Source organism: Peptoniphilus sp. HCN-40583, from assembly GCF_037892835.1.
Classification (GTDB): domain Bacteria; phylum Bacillota; class Clostridia; order Tissierellales; family Peptoniphilaceae; genus Aedoeadaptatus; species Aedoeadaptatus rachelemmaiella.
Genome location: NZ_JBBKBU010000028.1, coordinates 16,799 through 33,177 on the forward strand (window position 1 = coordinate 16,799; position 16,379 = coordinate 33,177).

Sequence of the window (16,379 nt, forward strand, 5' to 3'; positions counted from 1 at the left end):
TATGAGTAAGAATATTAGTAAGATTTTACAAAAGTCCTGACTCTAAGGGCTTTGGCATAGGACTTGTCATGGCAAAATCAATTGTTGAGGCAGACAATGGAGATATATCTGTAAAAAATGGAAAAGATGGTGCGATTTTTAAAATTAAATTTTACTTTGAAAAGTCGGTTACAATTTCTATTATAACAAGTTTAGGAGTTATGTTTATAATGTCGATAATCGCTTCTAATTTAAGAATGAGTACTTTAATAAAATATTATGACTATAAAAGTTTCTTAGGATTTTCATTAGTCGTCTATGGTATTAATCTAATCATCTATCATTTTTCTTTAAAGAGAATTTTAAACAGACCAACTACAGATTTAATTCGAACAATATAATTTCAAAGAAAGAGAATAGTATGAAGAAAAATATCAGTAAAAAATTATTTCTACTTGGACTCACGATTTTTGCGATTTCCTACCTACTGCCAATAGACATCTTTGAAAGCTATACAAGTCTAAGACCAACTGGACTCACATCCATGTTTATCTGCCCAATTATTGGACTAATAGGTTTAATATTTGGGGTAAGGGAAAAGGACGGATTATTTATAGTATTGAATATTATGTTAATCTTATTACTGCCTATAGCAATGTTTGTAGGTCATCTAATATAAGTAATGCGACTAAAACAAGAAAATAACAATCTAAACAGCTCTTTTGAGGGCTGTTTTTTCTTTGCTCCAGAATGATATATTAAATAATAAGATGCTTATTGATTAACATATTCTCACATACGAGGCTTCCTAAAAATTTAAATTTTTCCATACTGACCACTCAAGCCATGTCGAGAAAAGGCAACTGCTACGACAACGCACCCATGGAGAACTTCTTCAGTGTACTGAAAAGAGAAATCTACGACGGTCACATCTACCAGAGCCGGAGAGAACTCGTCCGGGCTATTAAAAACTTTATCCACTATTACAACAACGATTGAATCAAATAAAAGTTGGAGGCTTGAGTCCAAAGCAATACCGTGAACGGATGCAATCTGCATATAACGGATATTATGTAAAACAAAATCGAGCAAGCATTTCGCTTGCTCGATTAAGTCCAACTTTATGGGGTCACTCTATCGCGGGTCTTTTTTTGTCGGAAATGGAATTGTTTATCGGCGTCGGCTCAGCGGGCAAGCCATTTTTCGATTTGCGCACCTTTTTTATAGCCCTCGTCGTAAAGAATGTTCATTTTCTCCAGATCCAATTTCAAGGTCTTCATGTGAAGGGTGGATTTGGGGGCGATGACGAGGGTGTTGTCGTCGGCCAATATGCGGCGCAGCTGACGGTTGTAGGTTTCGGCCCGCTTGGAAAGGGCCCGGGCCAGGGCGGGATATTCTCTTCGAAGGCGTAGGACGAAGTAGAGATCCCGCCGCAGGCGTCTGAAGTAATCCTTCGGCCGCGTCAGGATGACCACAGTCTTCGTCACGCCGTCGGCTTGCGCCTTCTCGATGGGGATGGGATCGGAGACGCCGCCGTCGACGTAGTGGCCGCCCTGAAAGGCCAAGGGGCGATTGACCACCGGCACGCAGGCCGAGGCGGCGATGGCACCGTAGCGGTCTTGGGCCAAATCGTCTTTTGTAAAATAGGCGGCCTCGCCTGTGAAGGCATCGGTGGCCACGGTGACAAATTGCGCGGAAGAGGCCTTTACCCGATCCAGATCCAGAGGGTATTCCCCGTCGTGATTGGAAAGGGTGCCGTAGATGTAATCCAGATTAATAAAATCCCCTGTTTCCTTGTAGTGCTTCACGCCCATGTAGTCGTCGCGAAAGGCGTAGTCTGTGTAAAAGGTTTTGGAGCGACCCGGCTGCTGTGCCAGGTAGCCGATTAAATTGCTGGCTCCGGCGGAGACGCCGAGGCAGTAGTCGAATTGAATGCAATGATCCAAACAATAGTCCAATACGCCGGCGCCGAACACGTCGCGCATGCCGCCGCCTACATCAATTATTCCAAGCATGTATCCCTCTTTTCGTTGACGAAATCTTGTTTTGTTTTCATTATTTCACGATTGATCGAAACTGACAAGATGGATTTTCCCGACACGTCCCGTTTTTTTCCCGATCGATTGTTCCGCCTAAAAAAATATGGTACAATATTTCTGAAAAAGGGGGGCGTGGGGTTGATCCGATTTGATTTCGTTCAATTGCATTTAAAGCACATGGCTTTTCGCGAGCTTATTTTTTCTTGCGTTAAAAAATGGCCAAGCTACGCCCTCAGTGTAGGCATGTAAAGAGGTACGGCACCCGTATCTCTTTTTTTCATTTTATGGGAGGTTTTGTGCGTGGCTTCATTAGGGAAGCCGATGAAAAAGTATCCTTTTAGAAAAACAAAGTTGCACGAACGAAGAAGGTATCGTTAGATAGAAAGGATCAAACACAAACTATGTGTGGAGTAATTGGAATTTATAGCAAATCGAATGTAGCAACCAGTCTTTTTTACGGAATGAATTCGCTGCAACACCGGGGACAGGAAGCTACGGGTATGGCCATCGACAATGGGGAAGAGATTTTGAGAAAGCGGGCCATGGGCTTGGTCATCGACGCCTACACGGAAGAAAGCTTACGGGATCTGGCGGGACACATCGGCATCGGCCATGTGCGCTATTCCACGGCGGAAGGTTCCCACGATTACAATATTCAACCCATTATGGGTTTTATCGGCGGGGAAACCATCGCCATCGCCAACGACGGCAATTTGGTGAACTACCAAGTGCTTCGTGAACGGCTGGAAGAAGAAGGGATGATGTTTCAAACCACCAACGACACGGAAGTGATTTTGTACTTAATTACCCGCTACTACGACGGCGACATTGTGGCCGCCATTAAAAAGACCATGGGCGTCATTAAGGGCGCCTATTCGGTAACGGCGCTGCTCAAGGGCAAGGTCGTGGCCTTTAGGGATCCCAATGGCTTCCGCCCCTTGGTTTTAGGCCGAGACAAAGACGATGTCATCGTGGCCAGCGAAAATGCCGCCATTGAAATTATCGGCGGCCAAATGACCCGAGACATCGCCGCCGGGGAAATTCTCGTCATCGACGAAACGGGCATCCATTCCGATCACTATGAATCGGAAGATACGCCGAAAAACTGCATTTTCGAATACGTCTACTTCGCGAGAAACGACGCCACTCTGGACGACATTAACGCCTACACCTTCAGAAGACGCTGCGGCGAAATTTTGTGGGAAGAAGCGCCCTGTGATGTGGACCTCGTCGTGCCCGTGCCGGACAGCGGCATTCCTTCCGCCATTGGCTATGCCCAAGCGGCAAAGATTCCCTACGGCGAAGGCCTGGTAAAGAACCGCTACATGGGCCGCACCTTTATTAAGCCCACCCAAAAAGAACGGGACATGGCGGTCAAACTTAAGCTCAATCCCTTAGGCGACGTGGTAAAGGGCAAATCCATCGTCTTGTTGGACGACTCCATTGTGCGCGGCACCACGAGCCGCAATTTAATCCACCGCTTGCGGGAGGCCGGTGCCAAGGAAGTGCATATGCGCATCACCTCGCCGCCGGTAAAATATTCCTGCTACTACGGCATCGACACGCCGAACAGGAAGCATTTAATCGCTGCCAACCAAAGCATTAAGGAAATCGAAGAAAACATCGGCGCCGACTCCCTGGCCTTTATCTCCATGGACGGCCTGGCCCGCGCAGGAAAGAAGAGCGTAGACAATTACTGCATCGCTTGTTTTAACGGGGACTACCCGGTAGACCCTACGGTTATTTAGGAGGCATTATGACTTTATCGTACAAAGACGCCGGCGTCGACATTACCGAAGGCAATCGTGCCGTCGAACTCATGAAAAAAGCCGTCGCATCCACCTACGACAAGAATGTTTTAGGCGACATCGGTTTGTTCAGTGGCGGCTATGATCTTTCCGCCGCCAAAGACATGGAACACCCGGTGCTTTTAGGCGCCACCGACGGCGTAGGCACGAAGCTTATGGTGGCACAAATGATGGACATCCACGACACCGTGGGCATCGATCTCGTGGCCATGAGCGTGAACGATTTGATCTGCCAAGGCGCGAAGCCCCTTATCTTTTTGGATTACGTGGCCACGGGCCGCGTCTCCGCTGAAAAAATGCAAAAGATCGTGGAAGGTGTGGCCGAAGGCTGCCGTCAATCGGGCTGCGCTTTAATCGGCGGCGAAACGGCGGAAATGCCGGGGATGTATTCGGAAGACGAATACGACCTGGCCGGCTTTGCCGTGGGTCTTTGCGATAAAAATAAAATCATCGACGGAAGCAAAGTGAAGGAGGGGGATGTGGTCATCGGCCTCGCATCCAGCGGCCTCCATTCCAACGGCTACAGCCTGGCGCGGAAGCTCTTCTTCGATCACTTAAAGCTGGACATTAACAGTACGGTGGAAGGCCTTGAAGGCACCGTCGGCGAAGTGCTTCTTCGCCCCACCCGCCTCTATGTGAAACCCGTTTTGGGCCTGATGGAGGAAGTGGAAGTGAAGGGCGTCTCAAATATTACCGGCGGCGGATTTATCGAAAATATTCCCCGCATCTTGTCCGACGACTTAAACTGCACCATCGAAAAGGGCAGCTGGGACAAGGGCGATCTCTTCACCTTCATCGAAAACACCGGCGCCATCGCCGAAGAAGAGCTCTATCGCTCCTTTAATATGGGCATCGGCATGGTCCTTATCGTGTCCAAAGACGACGCGGAAAAAGCCCTGGCCTATTTAAATGAAAAGACCGACGAAAAAGCCACGGTGATCGGCGAAATCACCAAGGGCGAAGGCAAGACCGTGCTGAAATGAAAATCGCCGTCATGATCTCCGGCTCCGGGACCAATTTACAGTCCCTCTTAGATGCGGAAGCCGAAGGATTTTTCAAATCACACATCGCCCTGGTCGTTTCCAATCGCCGCGACGCCTATGGCCTCGTGCGGGCGAAGGAGGCGGGAAAGGCCACCTTCGTTGAAGAAGACGGGGACCTCATGGCCGTCTTGGAAGAGAATGAGATCGACTTTATCGTCCTCGCCGGCTATTTAAAAATCCTCGGCAAGGAGCTGTTGACGCGCTACGCCGGGCGCATCATTAACATCCATCCGGCCCTTCTGCCGAAATACGGCGGCAAGGGCATGTATGGCATGCACGTCCACGAAGCCGTGTTCGCCCACGGGGAAAAACGAAGCGGCGCCACGGTGCACTACGTCACCGAAACCGTCGACGGCGGCGCCATCTTGCTTCAATCTTCTGTAGACATCGAAAAATTAGCGTCGCCGGAAGCCATTCAACAAACGGTGCTCGTTTTGGAGCATCAATTACTTAAAACTGCCATTCGATTTTGCGAGGAGGGCATCCTATGAAATACGCACTGTTGTCCGTCACGGATAAGACAAATATTGTAAGCTTCGCCAAGGGCCTGGTGGATTTGGGCTTCACCCTGTTGTCCACCGGCGGCACTTTGAAAACCATCGCCGAAGGCGGCGTCGACGTCACGCCCATTGACGCCTACACAGGCTTTCCCGAAATGCTGGACGGTCGGGTAAAGACCCTGCATCCGAAGGTACACGGCGGCATTCTCTATAAACGGGACGAAAAGAGCCACATGGATACGGTGAAGGAACACGGCATCGGCAACATCGACTTGGTCTGCGTCAATCTTTACGCCTTCGAAGAAAGCTACAAACAAAAGAAATCGGAAGCCGACATGATCGAAAACATCGACATCGGCGGCCCCTCCATGGTGCGCTCTGCGGCGAAAAACCACAAAGACGTGCTCATCGTCACGGATCCCGCCGACTACGATGATGTGCTCGCCGTATTAAAAGAAGGAAAAGACGACCTCGCCTTCCGCCGGAAGCTGGCCATGAAGGCCTTCAGCAAAACCGCTTACTACGATTCCATGATCGCCCGCTACTTCAAGGAAGTGACGGGTGAAGATGACGATCTCTTGACCATCGGCCTGAAAAAAGACGGGGATCTGCGCTACGGGGAAAACCCCCATCAAAAGGCCGCCGTCTATTCCGATCCCATGGTCAACAGCTATTTCAGCCACATGAAACAGTTCCAAGGCAAGGAGCTTTCCTACAATAATCTCAACGACTTTAACACGGCGGTGAATTTGGCCGGGGAATTCGACGAAGAAAAAGACGGCATTATCTGTGTCGGCTTAAAACACGCCACCCCCTGCGGCGTGGCCTTAGGCGAATCGGCTGTGGATGCCTACAAGAAAATGTTTGAAGCGGACAGCCTCTCCATTTTCGGCGGCATCGTGGCTTTAAATACCACGGTAGACAAGGCCTGTGCCGAAGAAATGGTGAAGATCTTCCTGGAAGTGGTTGCGGCAAAAGATTTTACCGAGGAGGCCCTGGAAGTCTTTAAGCAAAAGAAGAATCTGCGGGTGATTCAAGTGGATTACGCGGCAGGTGCCATGAAAAAAGAAATGCGCTTCGCAAGCGGCAAGGTCTTGGTACAAGACACGGATCTCGACGCGGCGGAAGACTACAAAGTGGTCACGGACAAGGCGCCGACGGAAGCTGAAAAGCGGGACCTCCTCTTCGGCATGAAGGTGGTAAAATACGTGCGCTCCAACGCCGTGGTCCTCATTAAAGACGGCATGACCCTTGGCGTGGGCGGCGGCGAAACCAGCCGCATCTGGGCCCTTGAAAATATCTTTAACCACAATCCCGATCGCGACTTCACAGGCTCCGTCTTGGCCAGCGACGCTTTCTTCCCCTTCGACGACTGCGTCAAGGCGGCGGCAGAAAAGGGCGTCAGCGCCATTATTCAACCGGGCGGCTCCATTCGCGACGAGGATTCCGTCAAAGCTTGTAACGAAAAAGGACTGTCCATGGTATTTACCGGCGTCCGTCACTTTAAACATTAAGGAGGCATTGTGAAGGTACTAATTGTCGGCGGCGGCGGTCGCGAACACGCAATCGGCCATGCCATCGCCAAAAACAAAGCGGTAGAAAAAATTTACTTTGCACCGGGCAACGGCGGCACGGAAGATGTGGGCGGAAATATCGCCATTTCCGCCGATGATATTCAAGGCCTGTTGAAATTTGCCAAAGATGAGGCCGTGGACTTAACCGTCGTCGGCCCTGAAGCGCCCCTGGTTGAAGGCATCGCCGATGCTTTTGAGGAGGCGGGCCTTTTGATTTTCGGGCCGCGGAAAGAAGCGGCGCAGCTGGAAGGCTCCAAGCTCTTTACGAAGGAATTTTGCGTTCGCCACCACATTCCCACGGCGGCCTACTTCGAATCCACGAATCGGGATGCGGTGCGCCAAGGCGCCATGAAACTTCTCGCTGAAAAAGGCGTCTGCGTCTTAAAAGCCGACGGCCTGGCCGCGGGAAAAGGCGTGGTCATCGCCTATTCGGAAGGGGAGATCGAGGCATTTTTAATCGACGTCTACGACAAAGACCGCTTCCACACCGACCGCGTCGTCGTGGAAGAATTCCTTGAAGGCTTTGAAATGAGTCTCCTCGCTTTCTGCGACGGCAAAACCATCGTGCCCCTTTCCACGGCCAAGGACCACAAGTCCATTTACGAAGGGGGCCGGGGACCGAATACCGGCGGCATGGGCAGCTACGCCCCCAATGTGGAAGCCTTGCCCCTCTTGGATGCCATCGACGAAAAATTGGTGCGCCCCTTTATGGAGGGCCTGAAAAAAGACGGCATGGATTTCCGCGGCCTCATTTTCATGGGCATTATGATTACCGATGCCGGCCCGGAAATTCTCGAATACAATTGCCGCTTCGGCGATCCGGAAACTCAATCGGTTTTAGAACGCCTCGACGGCGATCTTTTGGACATTATGATGGCCACGGCTAAAGGCGAGCTGGACAAAGTGTCCGTGAAAGAAAAAGACAAGAAAGTCGTGTCCTTGACTCTCGCCAGCGGCGGTTATCCCGAGTCGTCAGAAAAGGGCGTGGAAATTACCATTCCCGAAGATTTAAACGACGTTACCGTCTTCCACGCCGGCACGAAAATTAAAGACGGCAAGCTCGTCACCGACGGCGGCCGCGTGCTCACCGTCACCGCCACGGCGGATACCTTCGAAGAAGCCATCACCAAAGCTTATGCCGGCGCGAATGCCATTCAATTCGAACATAAACAAATTCGCCGAGACATCGGCCCCATGATCAGCCGCGTTTACGTGGGCAGAAAACCCGGTTTCGACAACGCGGCCAAGGGTCTCGCCGCCCAATTAAACGAAGAGCTGGGCATTCACCTGAACGACGTGAAGATCTACGCCCGCTACGATTTGGAAGGGTTGACTGAAGAAGAAGTCCGTCGCCTGACAAAAGAAGTGCTTTCCGAAGCGCCAAGCGATGTGGTTTTCGCCGATGCCGACGCCTTCAAGTTGCAAGCGGACATGGATCACGGCCTCGTGGTGGAATACCAACCGGGCCAATACGATCAGCGTCAAGCCGGCGTCTTGGATACGGCCACGGCCATTTTCGGTCACACCCACCTGGAAGCTTCCTGCGCCACGGTCTACGATTTTATCGGCGACATCGACGCGGACGACTACGCCGCCATCGTGAAACACTTGGTGAATCCGGTGGATCAAAAAATCGGAAACCTCTTCGGCGTGCCCACCACCATTAAAAAAGAATCGGAAAAAAATACGGACAACGCCGTCATCGAAGGCTTTATTTCCTGGGACGAAGGGGAATTGAAACGCCGCTTCGAATCCATGGATTTGGCCATGAGTTTCGAAGATTTCGCCTTTATTCAAGACCACTTTAAAGACGTGGGCCGGGACATTAACGAAACGGAACTGGCGATTTTGGACACCTATTGGTCCGACCACTGCCGCCACACCACCTTTAACACGGCCCTTGAAATTGAATTCGACGAAGGCGTAGATGAAAAAATCACCGCCGCCTACGATCGCTACATGAAAACGCGGGAAGCATTAAACCGCATGAAGCCCGTAAGCCTCATGGATCTCGGCACGTTGGTGGCGAAACACTTAAAGGCCGAAGGCGTGAAGACCAACATGGAAGAGTCGGAAGAAATCAACGCCTGCTCCATTCGCGTGGACGTGGTGGCGGAAGACCTCCGCACAGGGAAAGAAGAAACCATTCCCTACCTTCTCATGTTCAAAAACGAAACCCACAACCACCCGACGGAAATCGAACCTTACGGCGGCGCCTCCACCTGCTTGGGCGGCTGCATTCGCGACCCCCTCTCCGGCAGAGCTTATGTTTATCAGGCCATGCGCCTTACGGGAAGCGGCGATCCCACCATGCCCATTGAAGACACCTGGGAAAGCAAGCTGCCTCAAAAGAAAATCACCACGGAAGCCGCCAATGGCTACGCGTCCTACGGCAACCAAATCGGCATTCCCGCCGGCCTCGTAGAAGAGCTTTACCACGACGGCTACATGGCCAAGCGCATGGAAGTGGGCGCCGTGGTCGGTGCCGCACCTGAAAGCCATGTATGGCGCGGCGAACCGAAGCCCGGGGATTTGATCCTCTTAATGGGCGGCAGAACGGGCCGCGACGGCATCGGCGGCGCCACGGGAAGCAGTAAGAAACACACGGCGGCCTCCTTGGCTACGGCCGGTGCGGAAGTGCAAAAGGGCAACGCCCCCCAAGAGCGGAAGCTCCTGCGCTTGTTCCGCCGACCGGAAATCGCCTCCCGCATTAAGCGCTGCAACGACTTCGGCGCCGGCGGCGTCTCCGTTGCCATCGGCGAATTGGCTCCGGGGATTCGCGTGCAATTGGATAAAGTGCCCTTAAAATACGCGGGCCTCAAGCCGAAAGAAATCGCCATTTCCGAATCCCAAGAACGGATGGCCGTGGTCATCGAAAAAGAAGACCTGCCCCTCTTTGAAAAAATGAGCCGGGAAGAAAATCTTGAAATGACCGTGGTAGCGGAAGTTACAAAAGAAGCCGCTATGCGCCTCTACTATGAAGACAAGTGCATCGTGGACTTGGACCGCGCCTTTATCGACACCGCCGGCGTAGACCGCAGCCAAAAGGTGAAGGTGGAAAAAGATCCCACCTGCGGCTATTTGAATCGCTACGATTCCCTCACGGCGAAAGACATTTTAAAACCTATGGCGGATTTAAATGTGGTAAGCCAAAAGAATTTAATCGAAAAATTTGACAACAGCGTGGGCCGCGGAACGGTGCTCATGCCCTTAGGCGGCAAGCTGCAGCTCACCCCCACCCAAGCCATGGCGGGCCTCATTCCCGTAGAAGGCAAGAAGAGCCAAACGGCCAGCGTCATGAGTTACGGCGCCAATCCCGAGTTCCTTTCGGAAAATCAATACCTTGGCGCCTACTATGCCGTCGTCGAATCCGTGGCAAAACTCGTGGCCACCGGCGCAGAAATCTGCGACATGTACTTCACCTTCCAAGAGTATTTCGAAAAACTCGCCGAAGACGAAACCCGTTGGCAAAAGCCCTTAAAGGCCCTTTTAGGCGCCTTCGACGCCTGCATGGATTTTGAAATTCCTCCCATCGGCGGAAAAGACTCCATGAGCGGAACCTTCCGCGACAAAGACGTACCGCCGACCTTGATCTCCTTCGCCATTGCCCCCATGGCGGCGAAAGATGTCATCGGCAATGCCTTTACGGCGGCAGGACACAAGCTGGGCATCGTAGAAGCTGTGCGCACGAAAGACGGCAGAATCGACATCGAGGCCTTCAAAGCATCGGCGAAGGTGCTGAAAAAAGAAATGGCCTCCGGCAATATTCTTTCCGCCGCCGCCATTACCCACAAGGGCACCTTGCCGGGGATGATTATCTCCGCCCTAGGCAACGATCTCGGCTTCGACGTCCAATTAGACGACCTTTACAACGCCCGCTACGGCGACATTATCGTGGAATACAAAGAAGCCTTCGACGGCGTGAGAGTCGTCGGCAGCCTCACAGAATCCGGCTACGTGGTAAACGGCGCAACACTCGACGAAGAAGCCATTAAGAAAGCTTACACCACGGGGCTCGACAAAGTCTTCCCGCCGGAAGTCCACGATCAAAAGAAAGCCCTGGCTACGGTACAAATCGCAAGTACCCGCACGGGAAATGCTTCTGCAAAAGACAGCTGCCGCGTGCTCATCGCCTGCTTCCCGGGGACCAACAGTGAATACGACACGAAAGATGTATTTACCAAGGCCGGCGCCGATGCGGAAGTCTTTATCTTCAAGAATCAAACGGCGGAAGAAACGGTGAAGAGCATTTCGGAACTTGCCGAAAAGATTAAAGAAGCGGACATCTTCGCCATTCCCGGCGGCTTCAGCTTCAGCGACGAACCGGACGGCTCGGCGAAATTCATCGCCAACATTCTTCGCACTGAGGTCGTGAAATCCGCTGTGGATCACTTGGTGAAGGAAAAGAAAGGCCTTGTGCTCGGCATCTGCAACGGCTTCCAAGCCTTGATTAAATCCGGCTACCTGCCCTACGGCGAAGCCCGGGTGCAAGAAGCTACATCGCCGACCCTCACCTTCAACGACAATTCCCGCCACGTGGCCCGCATGGTCACCACCCAAGTCATGACCAACGATTCGCCCTGGCTCATGTACTTGAATCCCGGCGACGAATACGAAGTGCCCATTAGTCACGGGGAAGGCCGCCTCGTTCTTTCCGAGGAACAGGCCAAGGCATTGGTTGAAAACAATCAAGTGGCCTTCACCTATGTGGACAATCCCAACGGCAGTGAGTTCAATATGGAAGGGCTCATCAGTCCCGACGGCCACATCTTAGGAAAGATGGGCCACATCGAACGGGTGGAAGACAATCTCTATAAAAACATTCCGAATGTGACGATCATGCCGGTGATTCAAGCAGGCGTGGACTATATTCTGGGAAAGAAAAATAAATAATGGGAAAGGCCTTCCTGCGGGAAGGCTTTTTCGTTACATAGGTTACGGATTTTTTTCGGAAAATACCATACACTGAACTTGACCTTTTGAAAAAGACAAAGGATAATTGAGCCCATGAACTATCGAATCAACAATTTACATCGGCCCATCGACTCGAAACCCGAGGCCTACGAGGCCGAAATCGAAAAAATCACCGGATTAAAGCCGGGGGACTACACATGGAGCCGCCACCGGGAATCCATCGACGCCAGAAAGGGGCGCACCATGCGCTTCATCGCCGCCGTGGACGTTACGACGGATAAAAAGGTGCGTAAAAACAAACAAATCCTTCCCGTGAAGGAGATGCCCTACGATTTGTCGCCCATTCAATCCACGGAGAAGCCCGTCGTCGTCGGCGCGGGACCGGCGGGGCTTTTCTGCGCCTGGGTTCTCGCCAAGCGGGGCATGGCGCCGATCCTTCTGGAGCGTGGCGACGGCGTGGAAGACCGCGTAAAAAAAGTGGAAGCTTTTTGGGAGACGGGGAAGCTGGATCCCGAGAGCAATGTGCAGTTCGGCGAAGGCGGCGCAGGCACCTTCTCCGACGGCAAACTTACCAGCCGCTCCAAAGATCCCCGTGGCCGCACAGTGCTCGCGTTGTTCAGTCGCCTGGCGGAAGATGAAAGCATTCTCTACAAGAAAAAGCCCCACGTGGGCACCGATGCCCTGCGAAAAGTTTTGGTTCTCTTAAGAGGCGAACTCGAGGCCATGGGGGCGGAGATCCATTTCCGCACGAGGCTAACATCTCTGGTCAAGGAAAATGACGGCTACAGCCTGAGTACAAACAAAGGGGATTTTCGCTCCAAGTACGTGGTGCTGGCCTTGGGCCACTCGGCGCGGGACAGCTTTTACATGCTTCACGAAAAAGGTGTGGCCATGGAGCAGAAGCCCTTTGCCGTGGGCTTTCGCATCGAAGAGCCACAGGCCGCCATCGACAAGAGCCAGTACGGGGACAATCACCGCTTCCTCCCCGCCGCCGATTACAGCCTCACCGCCAAGGTGGAAGAGAAGGGCGTCTACACCTTCTGCATGTGCCCCGGGGGCAAGGTGGTGGCCGCCGCATCGGAGGCAGGCGGCGTCGTAACCAACGGCATGAGCTACAAGGCCCGCGACGGGAAAAATGCCAACGCCGCCGTTCTCGTCACCATCGATCACACCACCTACGGCGAAGGCGTTCTCGCCGGCGTGGCATTTCAACGGGAGATCGAGCAGAAGGTCTTCGCTATGACAAACAGCTACAAGGCGCCCGTTGAAAGCGTGAGCAGCTACCTTTACGGCGAAGAAACAGGCGGTGTAGAGCCCACCTACAAGCCCGGCACCTTCGAGGCGGATCTGCACACCATTTATCCCGAAGCGCTGGACCGGGCCTTGACCGAGGGGCTTAAGGACATGGGTCGCCGCTTCCCGGCCCTTCTCGACAAGGCAATGCTCACGGCTCCGGAGACCCGCTCCTCCTCGCCGGTGCGAATCACGAGGGATTTAAGTACACTGGAGTCCATAAGCCACGAAAATCTTTACCCCGCCGGGGAAGGGGCGGGCTACGCCGGCGGCATCGTATCCTCCGCCATGGACGGCATGCGGGTGGCGGAAAAAATCATCGAAAAGGAGAAAGACCATGTACGGAATTGATGTACTCATGAACGAACACGAACAGATCCTGCGCTTTACCGGGATCATTCGCCGCTATTTAATCAAGGCATTGGAAGGGGAAGTATTATTTCAAGACGAAGTGCTTCCCATGATCGAATTTATTCGAAACTACTCCGACGCCCATCACCACGGCAAGGAAGAAGACATTCTCTTTCGCTACATGCTGTCGGATTTAGGTGACGTGGCGGAAAAAATCGTGCGCCAAGGCATGTTTGCCGAACACGATCAGGCGCGAAACATCGTCAGAAATTTAGACGAAGCGCGCCAAGTGTGGGAAAAAGAACCGACGGATGAGCATCTCCTCGATGTCTTCGGCCTTATGTACAACTACGCCTTTTTGCTCGAGGCCCACGCCGAGCGGGAAAACGCCGTGGTCTATCCCTTCGCCGAGAGAAATTTAAGCGCCGAGCGATTGGAAGCCGTGGACCGGGAGACGAAAGCATTCGAAACGGAACATGCCCATCGCAGGGAAAAATACCTGAAGGAATTGGACCGTTGGGAAGGGCTTTTAGAAAATAAAAACGCCTAAACAATTGACAGGAAGCCGGATATTTGATAGGATTACTCCGTAAACCAAATCCGGAAAACCGGAAAAAGCGGCTTGATACAAGCCCTTTTTTATTGAGTTTATTTCCATTAATTTAGCCAGAGGAGGTGTGTGATGGCAGATCGCGTCACATTAGAATGCACAGAGTGCAAGCAAAGAAACTATGTCACGTACAAGAACAAGAAAAATACGCCTGAACGTATGGAAATGAAGAAATATTGCAAATTCTGCAAGACCCATACGGTTCATAAGGAGACGAAGTAAGGAGAGATACGATGGCGCAAAAAACCACTACCCCGAAAGTTGAGGAAAAACAATCCTTAACGAGATATTTTCGCGGTGTCAGAAGGGAATTTAAGCGGGTCGTATGGCCGACGAAAAAACAATTATTCCAATATAGCTTAATCGTTATCTTCGTCAGCATCGTAACCGCCCTGTTTATTTATGCCGTAGACTTTGTCTTTAGCCATATTATGGGCCTGATTTTCGGCGTATAAGCGGTATGGAGGATTTCAATTGACAGATGATTTAAATCGCAACCGGGGCGAAGCCGGTCAGGAAGAAGCCCATTGGTATGTGATCCATACCTATTCCGGCCACGAAAACAAAGTCAAAGACAATATGGAATCCATGGTGAAAAATCAGGATCTCGGCGATATGATCTTTGATGTCCAGGTTCCCATGGAAGATTACGTCGAAGAAAAAGACGGCGTAAAGAAATTAAAGGAACGCAAAATGTTCCCTTCCTACGTCCTGGTAAAAATGATTATGAACGATAAATCCTGGTACGTCGTCAGAAATACCAGAGGCGTCACCGGCTTCGTCGGCCCGGGGAGTAAACCCATTCCTCTTTCCGATGAAGAGGTCAAGCACTTAGGCGTGACGAAAAAAGAAGCCCTGTCGGATACTTATGCCGTGGGCGATCGCGTTAAAGTCCTGACGGGACCCTTCGAAGATTTCGTCGGCATTGTCAAAGAGCTGGACGAGGAAAATCGAAAGGTGAAAGTCACCATTTCCATGTTCGGCCGCGACACCTTGGTGGAATTGGACGTCAACCAATTAACCGAGGCATAAACGTAAGCACATTAAGAGTGGGAGGGAAACCCCGCAAAACCACATTAGGAGGTGTACTATGGCAAAGAAAGTCATAGCAATCGTTAAATTACAAATCCCCGCAGGCAAGGCAACGCCGGCACCGCCGGTCGGTACCGCACTCGGGCCCCACGGCGTTAACATTATGGAATTTACCAAAGCATTTAACGCCAAGACGCAAGACCAAGCCGGTATGATCATTCCGGTTGTCATGACCGTCTACCAAGATCGTTCCTTTACCTTTATTACCAAGACCCCGCCGGCAGCCGTCTTAATTAAAAAAGCGGCAGGCATCGACAAAGCAAGCGGCGAGCCCAACAAGACCAAAGTGGCCAAGATCACCAAAGATCAATGCCGTCAAATCGCCGAAACGAAAATGCCCGATTTAAACGCAGCCGATGTCGAAGCGGCCATGCGCATGATCGCCGGTACGGCACGCAGCATGGGCGTCGAAGTAGAAGGTTAGTGGGAGAAATTCCATTTCGTTTGAACCACAAGGAGGTTAAACATGCCTAAGAGAGGTAAAAAATATCAAGACAGTCTTAAACTCGTCGATCGTTCCAATCTTTACGATGTGAACGAAGCCATTGAATTGGTACAAAAGACCGCCGTCGCTAATTTCGATGAAACCATCGAGCTCGCCGTTCGCCTCGGTGTCGACCCCCGTCACGCCGACCAACAAGTTCGCGGCACCGTCGTCCTGCCCCACGGCACCGGTCGTACGGAACGCATCTTGGTCTTTGCTAAGGGCGACAAGGCAAAAGAAGCCGAAGAAGCCGGCGCAGATTACGTCGGTGGCGAAGAGCTCATGAAGAAGATCCAAGACGAAAACTGGTTCGAATTCGATGTCGTCGTGGCAACACCCGACATGATGGGCGTCGTCGGTCGTATCGGCCGTGTTTTAGGTCCCAAGGGCCTCATGCCGAACCCGAAAGCCGGCACCGTTACCTTTGAAGTAGCGCAAGCTGTGCAAGAAATCAAAGCAGGTAAAGTTGAATACCGCGTCGACAAAGCGGCCATCATCAACGTACCCATCGGCAAGAAATCCTTCGGCACCGAAAAGTTGACCGAAAACTTCAAAACCTTAATGTCTGCCATTATTCGTTCGAAACCGGCAGCAGCGAAAGGTCGCTACTTGCGCTCCGTCACCGTGGCTTCCACTATGGGCCCCGGGATCCGCGTAAACGGCTCTAAATTAATGGATTAACAAAATAAAAG

Annotated in this window: 15 protein-coding genes and 2 pseudogenes; 16 read left to right on the plus strand and 1 reads right to left on the minus strand. The window is 51.9% G+C overall.

Going from position 1 to position 16,379, the window contains the following annotated elements:
* Positions 1-8: 8 nt before the first annotated feature.
* From WKT05_RS10655 to WKT05_RS08670, 4 genes and pseudogenes are all read left to right on the plus strand, one after another.
* A pseudogene (locus WKT05_RS10655) lies at positions 9-155 on the plus strand (sensor histidine kinase); the annotation flags it as partial.
* Between the two features lie 6 nt (positions 156-161).
* Positions 162-380 (plus strand): annotated as a pseudogene (locus WKT05_RS08660) (hypothetical protein); the annotation flags it as partial.
* 20 nt (positions 381-400) lie between these two features.
* Positions 401-658, plus strand: a complete 258-nt coding sequence (locus WKT05_RS08665; RefSeq protein WP_215508052.1) for a hypothetical protein — start codon at positions 401-403, stop codon at positions 656-658.
* A 98-nt stretch (positions 659-756) separates the two neighbouring features.
* Positions 757-978: an IS3 family transposase gene (locus tag WKT05_RS08670; protein ID WP_340413757.1), complete on the plus strand. Its 222-nt coding sequence runs from the start codon at positions 757-759 to the stop codon at positions 976-978.
* A 185-nt stretch (positions 979-1,163) separates the two neighbouring features.
* Here the strand turns inward: WKT05_RS08670 and WKT05_RS08675 are convergent, their stop codons facing one another.
* On the minus strand, positions 1,164-1,994 hold the full coding sequence (locus tag WKT05_RS08675) for a patatin-like phospholipase family protein (protein WP_340413758.1): 831 nt from the start codon (positions 1,992-1,994) through the stop codon (positions 1,164-1,166).
* Positions 1,995-2,419: 425 nt separating this feature from the next.
* Here WKT05_RS08675 and purF point away from each other — a divergent pair, with 425 nt between their 5' ends.
* The 12 genes from purF to rplA all read left to right on the plus strand — a co-directional run bounded on the left by purF (position 2,420) and on the right by rplA (position 16,368).
* Complete coding sequence (gene purF, locus WKT05_RS08680) at positions 2,420-3,766, plus strand: amidophosphoribosyltransferase (protein WP_215508050.1); 1,347 nt, start codon at positions 2,420-2,422, stop codon at positions 3,764-3,766.
* Positions 3,767-3,774: 8 nt separating this feature from the next.
* On the plus strand, positions 3,775-4,809 hold the full coding sequence (gene purM / locus WKT05_RS08685; protein ID WP_340413759.1) for a phosphoribosylformylglycinamidine cyclo-ligase: 1,035 nt from the start codon (positions 3,775-3,777) through the stop codon (positions 4,807-4,809).
* Positions 4,806-5,360 carry a phosphoribosylglycinamide formyltransferase gene (purN, locus tag WKT05_RS08690; protein ID WP_340413760.1) on the plus strand — a complete coding sequence of 185 codons (555 nt, stop codon included), beginning with the start codon at positions 4,806-4,808 and terminating at the stop codon, positions 5,358-5,360. The genes purM and purN overlap by 4 nt, the downstream gene beginning before the upstream one ends.
* Positions 5,357-6,883: a bifunctional phosphoribosylaminoimidazolecarboxamide formyltransferase/IMP cyclohydrolase gene (purH, locus tag WKT05_RS08695; protein ID WP_340413761.1), complete on the plus strand. Its 1,527-nt coding sequence runs from the start codon at positions 5,357-5,359 to the stop codon at positions 6,881-6,883. Before purN ends, purH begins: the two co-directional genes overlap by 4 nt.
* A 9-nt stretch (positions 6,884-6,892) precedes the next feature.
* Positions 6,893-11,836, plus strand: a complete 4,944-nt coding sequence (locus tag WKT05_RS08700) for a phosphoribosylformylglycinamidine synthase (RefSeq protein WP_340413762.1) — start codon at positions 6,893-6,895, stop codon at positions 11,834-11,836.
* Between the two features lie 114 nt (positions 11,837-11,950).
* Positions 11,951-13,501 carry an NAD(P)/FAD-dependent oxidoreductase gene (locus tag WKT05_RS08705; protein WP_215508043.1) on the plus strand — a complete coding sequence of 517 codons (1,551 nt, stop codon included), beginning with the start codon at positions 11,951-11,953 and terminating at the stop codon, positions 13,499-13,501.
* Positions 13,488-14,051: a hemerythrin domain-containing protein gene (locus tag WKT05_RS08710; protein ID WP_215508042.1), complete on the plus strand. Its 564-nt coding sequence runs from the start codon at positions 13,488-13,490 to the stop codon at positions 14,049-14,051. Before WKT05_RS08705 ends, WKT05_RS08710 begins: the two co-directional genes overlap by 14 nt.
* Before the next feature lie 132 nt (positions 14,052-14,183).
* Positions 14,184-14,333: a 50S ribosomal protein L33 gene (rpmG, locus tag WKT05_RS08715; RefSeq protein WP_215508040.1), complete on the plus strand. Its 150-nt coding sequence runs from the start codon at positions 14,184-14,186 to the stop codon at positions 14,331-14,333.
* A gap of 11 nt (positions 14,334-14,344) precedes the next feature.
* On the plus strand, positions 14,345-14,566 hold the full coding sequence (gene secE / locus WKT05_RS08720) for a preprotein translocase subunit SecE (RefSeq protein WP_215508039.1): 222 nt from the start codon (positions 14,345-14,347) through the stop codon (positions 14,564-14,566).
* A gap of 19 nt (positions 14,567-14,585) precedes the next feature.
* The gene (gene nusG, locus WKT05_RS08725) at positions 14,586-15,143 is read left to right on the plus strand and encodes a transcription termination/antitermination protein NusG (protein ID WP_340413763.1); all 558 of its coding nucleotides are present in this window, start codon (positions 14,586-14,588) and stop codon (positions 15,141-15,143) included.
* 58 nt (positions 15,144-15,201) lie between these two features.
* Entirely contained in the window at positions 15,202-15,627 is a 426-nt protein-coding gene (gene rplK / locus WKT05_RS08730; RefSeq protein WP_215508035.1) for a 50S ribosomal protein L11, read from the plus strand.
* A 42-nt stretch (positions 15,628-15,669) separates the two neighbouring features.
* Entirely contained in the window at positions 15,670-16,368 is a 699-nt protein-coding gene (gene rplA / locus WKT05_RS08735) for a 50S ribosomal protein L1 (protein WP_215508032.1), read from the plus strand.
* Positions 16,369-16,379 lie beyond the last annotated feature (11 nt).

Coding starts and splice junctions, on each gene's coding strand:
- purM (WP_340413759.1), top strand. CDS start 3,775: ATGACTTTATCGTACAAAGACGCCGGCGTCGACATTACCGAAGGCAAT.
- purH (WP_340413761.1), top strand. CDS start 5,357: ATGAAATACGCACTGTTGTCCGTCACGGATAAGACAAATATTGTAAGC.
- purF (WP_215508050.1), top strand. CDS start 2,420: ATGTGTGGAGTAATTGGAATTTATAGCAAATCGAATGTAGCAACCAGT.
- secE (WP_215508039.1), top strand. CDS start 14,345: ATGGCGCAAAAAACCACTACCCCGAAAGTTGAGGAAAAACAATCCTTA.
- rpmG (WP_215508040.1), top strand. CDS start 14,184: ATGGCAGATCGCGTCACATTAGAATGCACAGAGTGCAAGCAAAGAAAC.
- WKT05_RS08710 (WP_215508042.1), top strand. CDS start 13,488: ATGTACGGAATTGATGTACTCATGAACGAACACGAACAGATCCTGCGC.
- WKT05_RS08675 (WP_340413758.1), bottom strand. CDS start 1,994: ATGCTTGGAATAATTGATGTAGGCGGCGGCATGCGCGACGTGTTCGGC.
- WKT05_RS08705 (WP_215508043.1), top strand. CDS start 11,951: ATGAACTATCGAATCAACAATTTACATCGGCCCATCGACTCGAAACCC.
- purN (WP_340413760.1), top strand. CDS start 4,806: ATGAAAATCGCCGTCATGATCTCCGGCTCCGGGACCAATTTACAGTCC.
- WKT05_RS08665 (WP_215508052.1), top strand. CDS start 401: ATGAAGAAAAATATCAGTAAAAAATTATTTCTACTTGGACTCACGATT.
- rplK (WP_215508035.1), top strand. CDS start 15,202: ATGGCAAAGAAAGTCATAGCAATCGTTAAATTACAAATCCCCGCAGGC.
- rplA (WP_215508032.1), top strand. CDS start 15,670: ATGCCTAAGAGAGGTAAAAAATATCAAGACAGTCTTAAACTCGTCGAT.